Origin of the sequence: Joostella sp. CR20 (assembly GCF_038433465.1) — a bacterium.
Lineage (GTDB): Bacteria > Bacteroidota > Bacteroidia > Flavobacteriales > Flavobacteriaceae > Galbibacter.
Genome location: NZ_JAESVF010000001.1, coordinates 1 through 13,982 on the forward strand (window position 1 = coordinate 1; position 13,982 = coordinate 13,982).

9 protein-coding genes are annotated in these 13,982 nt (G+C 36.0%); 4 read left to right on the forward strand and 5 right to left on the reverse strand.

Going from position 1 to position 13,982, the window contains the following annotated elements; translation table 11 throughout:
- Both JMA43_RS00005 and JMA43_RS00010 read right to left on the reverse strand, forming a co-directional pair.
- On the reverse strand, nt 1-1,013 hold a 1,013-nt coding region (locus JMA43_RS00005), incomplete at its 3' end, for a hypothetical protein (RefSeq protein ID WP_342153654.1).
- Nucleotides 1,014-1,234: 221 nt separating this feature from the next.
- Complete coding sequence (locus tag JMA43_RS00010; protein ID WP_342153656.1) at nt 1,235-3,685, reverse strand: DUF7507 domain-containing protein; 2,451 nt, start codon at nt 3,683-3,685, stop codon at nt 1,235-1,237.
- A gap of 557 nt (nt 3,686-4,242) precedes the next feature.
- On the opposite strand from JMA43_RS00010, the gene JMA43_RS00015 reads away from it, so the two are divergent.
- Complete coding sequence (locus JMA43_RS00015) at nt 4,243-5,832, forward strand: peptide chain release factor 3 (RefSeq protein ID WP_342153658.1); 1,590 nt, start codon at nt 4,243-4,245, stop codon at nt 5,830-5,832.
- Nucleotides 5,833-6,954: 1,122 nt separating this feature from the next.
- Here JMA43_RS00015 and JMA43_RS00020 read toward each other — a convergent pair.
- Nucleotides 6,955-7,365: a DUF4293 domain-containing protein gene (locus tag JMA43_RS00020; RefSeq protein WP_342153660.1), complete on the reverse strand. Its 411-nt coding sequence runs from the start codon at nt 7,363-7,365 to the stop codon at nt 6,955-6,957.
- Between the two features lie 195 nt (nt 7,366-7,560).
- Between JMA43_RS00020 and rho the strand changes: the two genes are divergently transcribed.
- From rho to JMA43_RS00035, 3 genes are all read left to right on the forward strand, one after another.
- Nucleotides 7,561-9,240: a transcription termination factor Rho gene (gene rho, locus JMA43_RS00025; protein WP_342153662.1), complete on the forward strand. Its 1,680-nt coding sequence runs from the start codon at nt 7,561-7,563 to the stop codon at nt 9,238-9,240.
- Nucleotides 9,241-9,387: 147 nt separating this feature from the next.
- Entirely contained in the window at nt 9,388-10,320 is a 933-nt protein-coding gene (locus JMA43_RS00030; RefSeq protein WP_342153664.1) for a mechanosensitive ion channel family protein, read from the forward strand.
- A gap of 58 nt (nt 10,321-10,378) precedes the next feature.
- Nucleotides 10,379-11,422, forward strand: a complete 1,044-nt coding sequence (locus JMA43_RS00035) for an AI-2E family transporter (protein ID WP_342153666.1) — start codon at nt 10,379-10,381, stop codon at nt 11,420-11,422.
- 56 nt (nt 11,423-11,478) lie between these two features.
- Here the strand turns inward: JMA43_RS00035 and JMA43_RS00040 are convergent, their stop codons facing one another.
- Together JMA43_RS00040 and ffh are read right to left on the reverse strand one after the other, a co-directional pair.
- Nucleotides 11,479-12,363: a bifunctional 5,10-methylenetetrahydrofolate dehydrogenase/5,10-methenyltetrahydrofolate cyclohydrolase gene (locus JMA43_RS00040; RefSeq protein WP_342153667.1), complete on the reverse strand. Its 885-nt coding sequence runs from the start codon at nt 12,361-12,363 to the stop codon at nt 11,479-11,481.
- A 49-nt stretch (nt 12,364-12,412) separates the two neighbouring features.
- Entirely contained in the window at nt 12,413-13,741 is a 1,329-nt protein-coding gene (gene ffh / locus JMA43_RS00045) for a signal recognition particle protein (protein WP_342153669.1), read from the reverse strand.
- Between the last annotated feature and the right edge of the window lie 241 nt (nt 13,742-13,982).

The window sequence follows — 13,982 nt, forward strand, 5'->3', positions numbered from 1 at the left end:
TCTGATAAAGTACCATCGGTTGACTTATTCGATGCATCTTCCTTATCAGCAATTGCATCTGTATTATCTGAAATATTTTCAGCATTCGTTGCAATATTATTAGTATTTGTGGCTACACTTGTTTGCAAAGTGCTATCGTCATAAAAAGCACCGCCGTCGGTTCCTGCTTTTATACTATTCCCTTCATCAACACTTACTACTGTCTGCTCTGAAGCTGTTATCGAATTATCTACATACGTCTTTACTGCATTTTGTGTTGGAAACAACGTTGATGATGTTCCTAATGCTGTATCATCCGACTTGTTCGATGCATCTTCCTTCTCATTCTGTAATGAAGTGATGTCTTCAGTATTTGTTGTAATAGCAGCTGTGTTTTCTGAAATAGCTGAAGTATTCGTTTCTACACTCGTTTCTAATACTCCAATTGCTGCTTCATTCTCAGAAATTGCATCTGTATTATTTGAAATATTTGTAGCATTCGCTGCAATAGCATTAGTATTTGCAGCTACACTCGCTTCTAATGCTCCAATCGCGTTTTCATTGGCTGTAACTCTACCATCTAATGTTTCAATTACTGCACTATCATCTAAAGAGGATAAATCAACTTCATTACCATTCGAAATAGCTAACTTATTTGTTTCTTCTGAAAAAGATAATTCTTGTTCATCTGTATTAATTTCTGCTGATATATCTGCAAAAGACACTTCTACCTCTTTCCCTTCCGAATCAATTAGAATAAGTTTTTTATTTACTTTATCGACTTTGAATTCAACATTCCTTACTAAGCTTCCCGAAGTCAACTCCCATGAGTCTCCATCCCAGAAATACAATACTCCCGTATCTGTATTTACATAGATATCTCCTAAATCGGCAGGATTTACCGTTGCTCCAGCATTGGTAACCTCTGTACCTTTTATAATTTCACAGTTACATTGATTTTCAAGGTTTATAGTTGTTTGAGAAAACGCAAAACCAGAAAGTAGCAATACAATAATTAAAATCCCGTTTTTCATTTTAAAACTTTATTTTTTAGCAATAATCCTTTATAAATAGACAAAAGTTTCTAACTGTTGTCTACAGCAACATTCAATTTTTAATATTTATTTTGGTGTTTTTTCAGCTTCTTCTAAAGCTCTTTTTACTAGGTCCTACAGACGTAGTTATTTTTAATTTTATAGCAATTTGTTTTCATTTTTATTGAGGTTGAATTAAGTTTAATGTTTTAAATTTCGAGCTAACTTTTATTAACTCTATAAGTTTGGTTTCGATTGGTAATTACAGTTCTTATTTTCACGAATAAGGTTGCTGCATCTGAGGTATAACTACACTCTTCTTTTTGCATTATCATTCTATACATATGCCCCTCCTTATCCTTATCTATATTTACAACTTTTAATCCTGGAGTATTTATATCTTGATAATTATCATCTGTTGCTGAAATGTCAGTAAAAGTATCCCCTCCGTCAAGACTAACTTGCCATTGATATGAATCTGCTGCGCGAGTTGTCACCACAAATGTCGCTTCATCTCCTGCAAAAGCCGTTTGATCAACAGGATGAGTTTGTGCTATAAATGGAGTAATTGTAGTTGTAGCTGCTATTTTTGGAAACTCATCAGTACCATCAGTCCAACCATATTCTACCAAATATCCTTTTGGCTCGTAATTTCCACTAGTACCTGCATCTGGCAAATCATTCCAACTTCCAATAGGACCAACATTGTATGTTATGTGCGCGTAATCTTCATTGTTTTGGTTGTTTGGCTCTGCATTATTCCAATTAGCATAGGCTCCTGAGTACACTGTCCCTCCTTGCGCTGGTGTTCCTCCTTGCCAAAATTGTTGTCCGGCTTCTGGTCCTGTCATCCAACGCCACTCCCCTTCAATTTCAGCGTCACTACCACCAATCCAACCTGCACCTTCTGCTTGCTCACCAAGTAGAGCAGCTTCTTCTTCAGAAGTAATTGTTGCCAAATATCCTTGAATTCCATAAAAGTATCTTGTCTCGGCAATTGCTTTTGCTTCTGTCCACTTTATTCCTACGGAAGGGACATACTCATAATAGTGCCCTGTTGATGCTAAAAAATTCAACTCATTAAGAACTATAGATATTGAGCGAATATCATCTGAAATATCTGGATTTGAAGAAGTGTAATAAACAGACTCGATAGCATCTTCAAACTCATTAAAACTTGCTGGCCCTGTAAGAGTTAATTTCCCCTCTGTTTCACTCCAACTAGAAGTAATTCCTGTAACAGTATTATCATAACTCAACAAATCTCCATCTTTGTAGTTTTCAGAAATTTGTATAAAAACCTGTTCTAACTGGCCATTTTCTCCATCTTCTGGGTCGGTAATCGAAACACTATTTTGACTAACAATGGTAGTTTGCCCATCAACACAATGCAACATCCCGTTGTTGTTGTTTATAGTAATCTCTGGAGGGTTATTTTCTTCTGCCCCCATATAAACAGTGTTATCGGCATCTACTACATTGTAATAATCATTTTCCAACATATTAAATGTAACTTTCTGCTCAGGAATCCCATTTCCATAAAGCTGTATATCAACAACTTGACATCCTATGTCGTCAATAGTTGCTGTAGCGCAATCGGATTGATTTCTAGCATAACCAGCATTTGTTTGTGTATACCCACGACTTGTTGTCTCTGGCATATCAAAATATCCGTTTCCTTCAGGACAAACTAATTCTCCTTGAAAAGTATACATTGTTTCAGTTGAAACAATATCATATGCCAATTTAACCTCATAATTATAACCCCATTGACAATCGGTAGTATTCACCACCAACTCCACAGGAAACACTCTAAATTTTATTTCCTTTCCATTTGTTGAAGTTACTTCAACACTTCCATAAACAGCGCTTGCAGTATTTTTTATATAACCTGCATCTACATCAGCTTGAACTACGGTGTATGTTAATGTATATGTACGACTTTCTCCAGCAGCTAAACTGAGTGTTTCGTCTAATCCTGTTTTAGGATCTACGGCTGTAATATCTTCTAGATCAGAAAGCCCTTCGTTTGAAACTGTAATTTCATAAGTAACTACATCCCCAACAGCATTATACGAGTTTGTATTTATGTTCGTAATGGTAAGCTTCGGGCTATAATTTACCCCACCAGCATCTATAACATCTTGAAAAGTTACAGCACTACCTGTACAGGCTGCATACAATTCACCTCCTATACTTAAAGCTTTACTACTTACACATCCTCCATCACCATTTCCTGCTAAATTCCCCCCAGACTCTATTATTAGATTCACATCTTTGTGCAGGTCTAACGTTACATTTGTGTAACGCCAACGTATGGCTCCTCTATCTTGAACAACTATTTCCTTTGCCAATAATTGAGCCGATGACTCAACAACCAATGCCCCTATTTTAGAATTACCTTCTCCCTCTTTAATGATTAGTTTTGAAAAAATATACTCCACGTCGGAATTCAACCTAACAGTATAGCCTGCTATTGTAACCTCACCATGCGAACTTGCCTTCCCTGGTGATACACTTGCAGCCACCCAATTACTACCATCGAAACGCTGCCAAATACTCGCATTCCCCCAATAACCATCAGCAATAGCTTTATAATCGCCCGCCTGTTGTCCGAGTGCTATTATTGGTAATAAAAAAATAAATGTTAATAAAATGTATAATTTTTTCATCAGATACATCTATTCGATTTAAATGTTAAAAACATTAATTAAAACCTTTACACAAATTTACTATGCACGCATAGCTTTTAAAATTTAAATAGTTGACCTACGTCATATTTCGACATACTACACATTCGCAAGAAAAACAACTAACTTACTGATAATAAATAAGTAGCAATACCGAAAAATCTTGTTAAAACTCTAACAACACAATGTTAAATAAAATAGAAAACTGAATAGTTTCTTAGGAGATTCACCATAAGCATATTTAAAATTGTTCATGTTTTTGAGTTTTAGGTTAATAAAATTTGGGTTTTATTTAGGGTTTAAATGTTAAAATTACGTTAACACAAAACAAATGTATAAAAGCTGATAGCAATCATGTTTTAAAATAGACGTATAACCATATTCTTTCGACAAAGTGTTAAAGGTAAATCGTACTCATATATATATTAATATTAATGTATAGGTAATACACTAATTATTAGAATGAAATAAATAATTACAATCATAGTGATGCATCTTAAAGAATCAATTATTTTTGCAGTCTTGAAAAAAAGGTACGCATGCGTTTACAAGAAGAAATTAAGAAAAGAAGAACTTTCGGGATTATTTCCCATCCAGATGCTGGTAAAACTACATTAACAGAAAAACTACTCCTTTTTGGTGGTGCTATTCAAGAAGCAGGTGCCGTTAAAAGCAATAAAATTAAAAAAGGTGCTACGAGTGACTTTATGGAAATTGAACGCCAAAGAGGAATCTCGGTAGCTACGTCGGTTTTAGCATTTAATTACAGAGATCGAAAAATTAACATTCTCGATACGCCTGGACATAAGGATTTTGCTGAAGATACCTTTAGAACGCTTACTGCTGTAGATAGTGTTATTGTGGTAATTGATGTTGCAAAGGGGGTTGAGGAACAGACCGAAAAATTAGTAGAAGTTTGCCGCATGCGTAACATCCCTATGATTGTTTTCATCAATAAATTAGACCGCGAAGGGAAAGACGCTTTCGATTTATTGGATGAAGTTGAGCAAAAACTAAACTTGAGAGTTACTCCGCTTAGTTTCCCTATCGGAATGGGATACGATTTTAAAGGGATTTACAACGTTTGGGAGAAAAACATTAACCTTTTTAGCGGAGATAGCAAAAAGAACATTGAAGAAACCATTGCTTTTGACGATGTTAACAACCCAGGATTGGAAAAAATAATTGGAGAAAAAGCTGCTACCGACTTACGAGACAATTTAGAACTTGTTTACGAAGTGTATCCAGATTTTAACCGTGACGAATATTTAAAAGGCAATTTACAACCTGTGTTTTTTGGTTCGGCTTTAAACAATTTTGGTGTTAGAGAACTCCTTGATTGTTTTGTAGACATCGCTCCAAATCCGCTTCCTAAAAAGGCAGAAGAGCGTTTGGTAGATCCGAACGAAAAAGAATTTTCTGGTTTTGTTTTTAAAATCCATGCCAACATGGACCCTAAACACCGCGACCGTTTGGCGTTTATAAAAATTGTTTCTGGAACTTTCGAGAGAAACACTCCTTACCTACATGTTCGTCATAATAAAAAATTGAAATTCTCTAGTCCGAATGCTTTTTTTGCTGAAAAGAAAGAGATTGTAGACATTTCATTTGCTGGAGATATTGTAGGATTACACGATACAGGAAACTTTAAAATTGGAGACACCCTTACACAAGGTGAAGCATTAAACTTTAAAGGAATCCCTAGCTTTTCGCCAGAGCATTTTAGATACATTAACAATGCCGACCCAATGAAAGCGAAACAACTTGACAAAGGGATTAGCCAGTTAATGGACGAAGGTGTTGCACAGCTTTTTACGTTGGAAATGAACAACCGTAAAATTATCGGGACTGTGGGAGCGCTACAATACGAAGTTATTCAATACAGATTGGAGCACGAATATGGTGCAAAATGTACCTACGAAAACTTACCTGTACACAAAGCTTGCTGGGTAGAACCTGCAGATGCAAATAGCGAAGAATTTAAAGAGTTTAAACGTGTAAAGCAGAAGTTTTTAGCTAAAGACAAACAAGGACAATTAGTGTTTTTAGCAGACTCTGCGTTCTCTATCCAAATGACTCAACAGAAATACCCGAATGTAAAACTGCATTTTGTTTCTGAATACAAATAGAGAGAAGTGGTTTGAAGACGAAAGTTAGAAACTGGAAGTCTCAAACTTAATTATGCTACATGTAGTCAAGGTCTCTTTTTGTTTAACCGTTGAATTGGTTAATTGTTGAAGTTAAAAAAATAAAACAGCTAAGGTTTCAGAAACCTTAGCTGTTTTTATTTGGTAATCTCGTTTTATACCTCTAAGCAAACGATTAAAAGAGTTAAGGGTTTTCTATATTTAAACTTTGCCCCTTTATTATTTTCAAACCTCTGTCACATCGAGCCTGCCTTTGTCGGTAGACAGGCGGAGTCGAGATGTCATATCATGTTAGATTGTTGAAATGTTGTATCGGTTAAATGTTTATGAGAAGTGAAAAAGGTAACGAGGTAATAAGTTAAAGTATTCTCGGTTGAAACTTTGCACCTTTGTCTCTCTGCACCTTTTAAACTTCAAACTAAAAACTCTTCGTAATGTGATTTCTCGTCGTTCGTTCCTCTCTCTGTCGAAATGACAATTAAAAATCAAGAGTCATATCAAGCCTGCCTTTGTCGGTAGACAAGCGTAGTCGAGACATCACATCATGTAAGATTATTGAAATGTTGAATCGGTTAAATGTTTATGAGAAGTGAAAAAGGTAACGAGGTAATAAGTTAAAGTTTTCTTGGTTGAAACTTTGCACCTTTGTCCTTCTGTGACTTTTATACTTCAATCGAAAACCCCTTCGTTATGTGATTTCTCGTCGTTCGTCCCTCTCTCTGTCGAAATGACAATTAAAAATCAAGAGTCACATCGAGCGGAGTCGAGATGTCACATCATGTAAGATTATTGAAAATGTTGAATCGGTTAAATGTTTATGAGAAGTGAAAAAGGTAACGAGGTAATAAGTTAAAGTTTTCTTGGCTGAAACTTTGCCCCTCTGCACCTTTTGAAACTTATCTACTCATAAAAACATTCGTACATCTACTTCCTCTCACAACTCGCCGTGTTAGGGATAGCAGTGTAAAGCCCGGAGCTTTGCGAGGACTTGTAACGAATAGCCCGGCGCGAGAGCGCAACACCCAAAAAAACATTTTTTTAAGACATAAAAAAAGCCCAGATCTTCACCTGGGCTTAACGCACTAATATACTAAGATGTTAGGTTTATCGTAACCGATCCACTGATTTTACGAGATCTTCGTCCTTTTTAATGGCTCTGTTGGCCAACACTAAAAAAACGATAGAAACAATAGGGAGAAGCATCCCAATACCCTTCTCTGAAACGTTGGTTTCTCCGGATAAGACTAGCGATCGATAAACGAAAAATCCTAGTAAAAAAAGATTAAATATTATGTTCAATCTGTTTAACACAAATTGATTTTTTCGTTTCTTAAATAAAAATATTGCTACAAAAGCTAATATGGCAATTGCCAAAAATGCAGCGCTGTACAAAATGTCGTTTTGAGCGTATACTGCTTGCCCTTCGGTATCGGTCCAAAGTGCTACCCAAAAAGGTAAAACTCCACTTACCAATACTACAACAAGTAAATATATGCTTTGTATGCGTTGTAACACTTTTATTAGTTTTGTATGGCAAAAATAGCGTTCTTTTCGAAAAAATATGCTTGTTTATTAAAATAAATTTGTAATATTGCGTAGTCAATTCGAAACGAGTACTTTACTACGTTCCATTTTGTACTTCATATAAGTATTTTCAAGAAAACAAATCATTTTTTTCCTCAAACCAATAATAAATTATTTATTTAATCAATGTTTGAAATTTCAGATTTAAAAGCAAAGAAACTTGCTGAATTGCATGAGATTGCCAAAGTGGCGGGTATTTCAAAATACAAATCTCTTAAAAAGAACGACTTAATTTACCAAATATTAGACGTTCAAGCAGCAAGTCCAGATGCAGTAGCAAAAGAAAAGGCTCAAGTAAACAAACCTGCGCCTACGGATGAGAAGAAAACTGCATCGGCTCCTTCCTCACAACGAAAAAGAGTTAGAACTCCAAAGAAAACAAATACTTCTCAACAAGACTCACAAAAAACTCCTGATACTAAAACTGATAAAACTACTACGGAAGCTACTGCTAGTAAGCCAGAGAACAATCAGGAAAAAACTGTTGCAAAAGAAGATTCTAAAAAGAACAACAACACGTCGAAGAGCAATACAAATGATAACAAAAATCAAAAAGCTCGCAAAGACAACAATCAGCAACAGCAACGAAACAAACAACAACACCACAACAATAAAAACAACAACACTCCAAAAGACAAAGACAACTTTGATAAGGAGAAGAAAAACAGATACCGCGAACCAGATTTTGAGTTCGACGGAATTGTTGAAAGTGAAGGTGTTTTAGATATTATGCAAGATGGCTACGGATTTTTAAGAAGTAGCGATTACAATTATTTATCATCTCCAGATGATATTTATGTTTCTCAGTCGCAAATTCGTTTATTCGGATTAAAAACTGGAGATACCGTAAAAGGAACTGTGCGTCCGCCAAAAGAAGGTGAAAAATATTTCCCGCTTATCAAGGTAAACCTCATCAACGGACTTGACCCACAAGTGGTAAGAGACCGTGTTTCTTTTGAGCATTTAACGCCTTTATTCCCTACGGAAAAATTTAAAATTGCCGAAAGACAAAGCACTATGTCTACACGAATTGTAGATTTGTTTTCGCCTATCGGAAAAGGACAACGTGGTATGATTGTGTCGCAACCAAAAACGGGTAAAACAATGTTGTTAAAAGACATTGCCAATGCCATTGCTGCCAATCACCCAGAAGTGTACCAATTAATTTTACTTATCGACGAGCGCCCAGAAGAGGTTACCGATATGCAACGCCATGTACGTGGAGAAGTTATTGCATCTACTTTTGATGAGCCTGCAGACCGACACGTAAAAGTTGCCAACATTGTATTGGAAAAAGCAAAACGTTTGGTAGAATGTGGCCACGATGTGGTTATTTTATTAGATTCTATTACACGTTTGGCACGTGCATACAACACCGTACAACCTGCAAGTGGTAAGGTATTGAGTGGAGGGGTTGATGCCAACGCTTTACACAAACCAAAACGCTTCTTTGGTGCTGCAAGAAATATTGAAGGTGGCGGATCGCTTACTATTATTGCTACTGCACTTACAGACACAGGTTCTAAAATGGACGAGGTTATTTTTGAAGAATTTAAAGGAACTGGTAATATGGAATTACAGTTAGACAGACGTATTTCTAACAAACGTATTTTCCCAGCTATCGACTTGATTTCTTCTTCTACACGTCGCGATGACTTATTACTAGATGAAAATGCAATTCAACGCATCTGGATTTTACGTAAATACTTGTCGGATATGAACCCTATTGAAGCAATGGAGTTTATGGAGCAACGTATTAAAATGACAAAAGACAATGAAGAGTTTTTAATGACGATGAATCAGTAAAAACATTCTGCAAATCTATATCTAAAATCCTGACTGTTATAAGTCAGGATTTTTTTTGCGCCAACGTTATAGGTTATAAGCTTGTTAATGAATTGGTTTCTTTCGTAAAGTTTTATATTTTAAAAGAACCAACTTAAAAGCCAACTCATGACACAATCCAAGCGTTTTATAACTCCTATTCTCCTTTTTACCCTCTCCATTTTTTTTAAAACTGGTGCGAGTAGTTTTTTAAATTATACTGAAGAAACTACCTTTCTCATCGGAAAATTAAGCAGTATTTTACTCATTATAAGTATTGCATGGGCACTCATAGTTTTATTAAAAGTATTAAAATCTCGCTACCTAAAAAGATACGATTTTACAAGTGAAGACAACCTGTATGCGCGGAAACTTTACACACAATTCAACCTTCTAGAACGCATTGTAATTTTTATAATTATCATCATCGCAGTTGCAGCAACACTAATGCTTTTTGAAGGCGTCCGAAAAATTGGCGTAAGTTTATTTGCTTCGGCGGGAGTTGCTGGAATCATCTTAGGTTTGGCAGCACAAAAAGTTATCGGTTCGATTTTGGCAGGATTGCAAATTGCCATTTCACAACCTATCCGACTAGACGATGTACTCGTTGTTGAAGGCGAATGGGGATGGGTGGAAGAAATCTCACTCACTTTTGTTGTAGTTAGAATTTGGGACAAACGCAGGTTAATTCTACCAACCTCCTACTTTATTGAAAAACCTTTTCAGAATTGGACACGTACCAACTCAGATATTCTGGGTACTGTTTTTATTTACACCGATTACAACATTCCTTTTGATGCTTTACGCGAAGAACTCACCCGGCTTCTAGAAAGTACAAATTTATGGGACGGAAAAGCAAATGTTCTACAAGTAACAGATGCCAAAGAAAACTATGTAGAAATACGAGCACTTATGAGTGCAAACAGCTCTCCGAAAGCATGGGATTTACGCGTATTTGTTAGAGAAAAGCTAATCGAATTTATACAGAAAAACTACCCCGACAGTTTCCCTAAAACAAGAGTTTTGGTAAAAGACACTTCAGAAAAACAATCTAAACCATAGTTATTTACTTTAAAAACTTTGACTAACTTTATATAATTCTCCAATCAAAAGTAAATTTATGAGTAAAGACCAACTTAGCCCATCTTTGATTAGGCAACTTTTTATGCTGGCATGCATCATTGCCTTAGGCTTTTTAATTTTCAAAGAATTAACACCCTACCTATCTGGAATATTAGGAGCCATTACCGTTTATGTTCTTTTCAGAAATTACATGATAAAATTATTAGACAAAGGTTACAAACCTTGGCTAGCAGCAACCATTATTTGTATTATCTCGGTAGTAATTATTGTTATTCCGGTAAGTTTAATCATCTTATTACTCTCATCTAAAATTCAAAACGCTGTAAAGAATTCAGAAGAAATTACAACCATTTTGAAATCAAAAGTAGCACAAGTTGAAAACTATGTAGATATTGATGTACTTCAGCAAGTAAAAACAAAAGACGTTTCTGGTTGGGTTTCAGAACAAATACAAGGGCTTGCAGGTTCTACGTTCGACACTGTTATCGCTATCGGGATTATGTTTTTTATTCTTTATTTTATGCTGATAAATGCCAAGAATCTTCAAAGTATATTCCTAGCTTACATCCCTTTAAACAACGAAAATATTGAAGCTATTTCTAAGGAAAGTAGCGAAATTGTAAAGTCTAACGCAATCGGAATTCCTTTGGTGGCGCTTATGCAAGGTATTGTTGCTTTAATTGGGTATTATATTTTTGGAGTTGAGAGTCCGCTATTTTGGTTTGTAATTACCATTGTAGGTTCCATGATTCCTTTTGTTGGTACTGCATTAGGTATTTTACCAGTAACGCTGTTACTGCTCTCACAAGGGCAAAATTGGCAAGCAATCGGACTATTAATTTACGGCGCCGTAGTTGTTGGCTCTACCGACAATGTTTTCCGGATTATTGTTCAGAATAAATTATCAAACCTCCACCCACTTATTACACTTATTGGAGTTGTTGTTGGTGTTCCTTTGTTTGGATTTATCGGTCTTATTTTCGGACCGCTATTAGTAAGTTTATTTTTGCTGTTGGTACGAATTTACAAAAACGAATACGGGAAAAAGTCAAGCTCCTCAAAGCAGACTCGCGAGATATAATTCAGAAAAAACAAAAAAAAGGAGCTTTTAATAAAGCTCCTTTTCTATTTAAAATTTTAATTTCTTGCTCTGTGACGTTCTCTTGCCAACAGTGTATTTTTAAGTAACATGGCAATCGTCATTGGTCCTACACCTCCAGGCACAGGCGTAATATAACTTGCTTTTTTACTTACATTCTCAAAATCTACATCGCCAGTAATTTTATAACCGCGTGGCGCATCTTCATCTGGCACACGTGTAATCCCTACGTCTATCACAACTACATCATCTTTTACCATTTCAGCTTTTAAATAATTAGGTTGCCCTAAAGCTGTAATAATAATATCAGCTTGCGAAGTAATTTGCGTGATATTTTTGGTGTGACTATGCGTTAATGTAACGGTTGAATTTCCTGGAAAACCTTTTCTTCCCATCAAAATACTCATAGGGCGACCAACAATGTGCGAACGACCAATAACCACTGTGTGTTTTCCTTTAGTCTCCACGTTGTAACGCTCTAGCAATTCTAAAATTCCGAAAGGTGTTGCCGGAATAAACGTACTCATATCCAACGCCATTTTCCCAAAATTCATCGGGTGAAAACCATCTACATCTTTATCTGGGTCGACAGCCATAAGTACCTTTTGCTCATTAATTTGCTCTGGTAACGGAAGCTGTACAATAAAACCGTCAATATTTTCGTCTTTATTGAGTTCTTCAATTTTTTTAAGCAATTCTAACTCGCTTGTTGTACTTGGCATTTTAACCAAAGTAGACTCAAATCCAACACGCTCGCAGGCCTTCACTTTACTCCCTACATAAGTAAGGCTAGCGCCGTCGTTCCCTACGATGATTGCTGCCAAATGAGGAACTTTCTCCCCTTTTTTCTTCATCTTTTCAACCTCAACAGCAATTTCGTCTTTAATTTGATTGGATATTTTTTTCCCGTCTAGAATTTCCATTATATGGGTTTTAGGTTTATTGGATTTTTTATTTTTTTTTAAAATGAATTTACTTCATCCCTTGCATCATCTGCATCATTTTACGGCCACCGCCACCTTGCATCATCTTCATCATCTTACTCATTTGGTTGAATTGTTTTAATAACTGATTCACTTCTTGAATAGATGTTCCACTTCCTTTTGCAATACGTTTTTTTCTACTTCCGTTTAAAACAGAAGGATTCGATCTTTCTTCTGGAGTCATTGAATGAATAATAGCCTCTACACCTTTAAAAGCATCATCATCGATATCCATTCCTTTTAAAGCTTTTCCGGCACCAGGAATCATTCCTAGTAAATCCTTCATGCTTCCCATTTTTTTAATCTGCTGAATTTGATTTAAGAAATCGTCAAACCCAAACTGATTCTTTGCAATTTTTTTATGAAGTTTACGCGCCTCTTCTTCATCGTATTGTTCTTGAGCTCTTTCAACTAAAGAAACAACATCTCCCATTCCAAGAATACGATCGGCCATACGCGACGGATAGAACACATCGATAGCGTCCATCTTCTCTCCCGTACCTATAAATTTAATTGGTTTATTAACTACCGATTTAATCGATAAGGCAGCTCCCCCACGAGTATCACCGTCTAATTTGGTAAGAATAACACCGTTAAAATCCAACACATCGTTGAATGCTTTGGCAGTATTTACGGCATCTTGCCCAGTCATCGAATCGACAACAAACAGTGTTTCGTTTGGTTTAATTGCAGCGTGAATGTTAGATATTTCATCCATCATTTCTTTATCTACTGCCAAACGCCCTGCAGTATCGACAATCACCACATTATGTCCGTTTGCTTTTGCATGCGCAATACCAGCGTTTGCAATTTGTACAGGGTCGTTATTTCCTTTATCAGAATAAACCTCAACCCCTATTTGTTCTCCCACTACATGTAACTGATCGATCGCCGCAGGACGGTACACATCACAAGCTACTAATAATGGTTTCTTTGTTTTTTTGTTTTTTAAGAAATTAGCCAATTTCCCAGAAAAGGTAGTTTTACCAGAACCTTGCAAACCAGCCATCAAAATTACCGATGGGTTTCCAGAAAGATCAACACCTGCAGCTTCGCCTCCCATCAATTCAACCAACTCGTCTTTTACGAGTTTCACCATCAATTGCCCAGGCTTCAATGTTGTTAATACATCTTGTCCTAAAGCTTTTTCCTTAACTGTATTTGTAAACTCTTTTGCTGTTTTAAAGTTAACATCGGCATCAAGCAAAGCACGACGCACTTCCTTTAGTGTTTCCGCAACGTTTACCTCTGTTATTTGTCCATGCCCTTTTAAAACATGAAACGCCTTATCTAACTTATCGCTTAAATTATCAAACATATTGTGTTTCTTCTTTTTAAACCCTCATTATTCGAGAAGTGCAAATTTAAGAATTTGAACGAGAAGTTGGAAGCTTATTTTCAGACTTCTTGCAGTGTTTTGCATTTATCTCTAGAAGATGCTTTGATTTTTTCTTTTTTCTGCTGAAAAAATACATGAGATTGATACAAAAGTTAAGGTTTCAGAAACCTTAACTTTTACATTTTATTTTTAAAATCTCCCCCTCAATTCAACAATTACC

What these genes read in the sequence shown, in the direction of transcription:
- JMA43_RS00010 (WP_342153656.1), bottom strand. Translation starts at nt 3,685, where the DNA reads ATGAAAAAATTATACATTTTATTAACATTTATTTTTTTATTACCAATA.
- JMA43_RS00015 (WP_342153658.1), top strand. Translation starts at nt 4,243, where the DNA reads ATGCGTTTACAAGAAGAAATTAAGAAAAGAAGAACTTTCGGGATTATT.
- rho (WP_342153662.1), top strand. Translation starts at nt 7,561, where the DNA reads ATGTTTGAAATTTCAGATTTAAAAGCAAAGAAACTTGCTGAATTGCAT.
- JMA43_RS00030 (WP_342153664.1), top strand. Translation starts at nt 9,388, where the DNA reads ATGACACAATCCAAGCGTTTTATAACTCCTATTCTCCTTTTTACCCTC.
- JMA43_RS00035 (WP_342153666.1), top strand. Translation starts at nt 10,379, where the DNA reads ATGAGTAAAGACCAACTTAGCCCATCTTTGATTAGGCAACTTTTTATG.
- JMA43_RS00040 (WP_342153667.1), bottom strand. Translation starts at nt 12,363, where the DNA reads ATGGAAATTCTAGACGGGAAAAAAATATCCAATCAAATTAAAGACGAA.
- ffh (WP_342153669.1), bottom strand. Translation starts at nt 13,741, where the DNA reads ATGTTTGATAATTTAAGCGATAAGTTAGATAAGGCGTTTCATGTTTTA.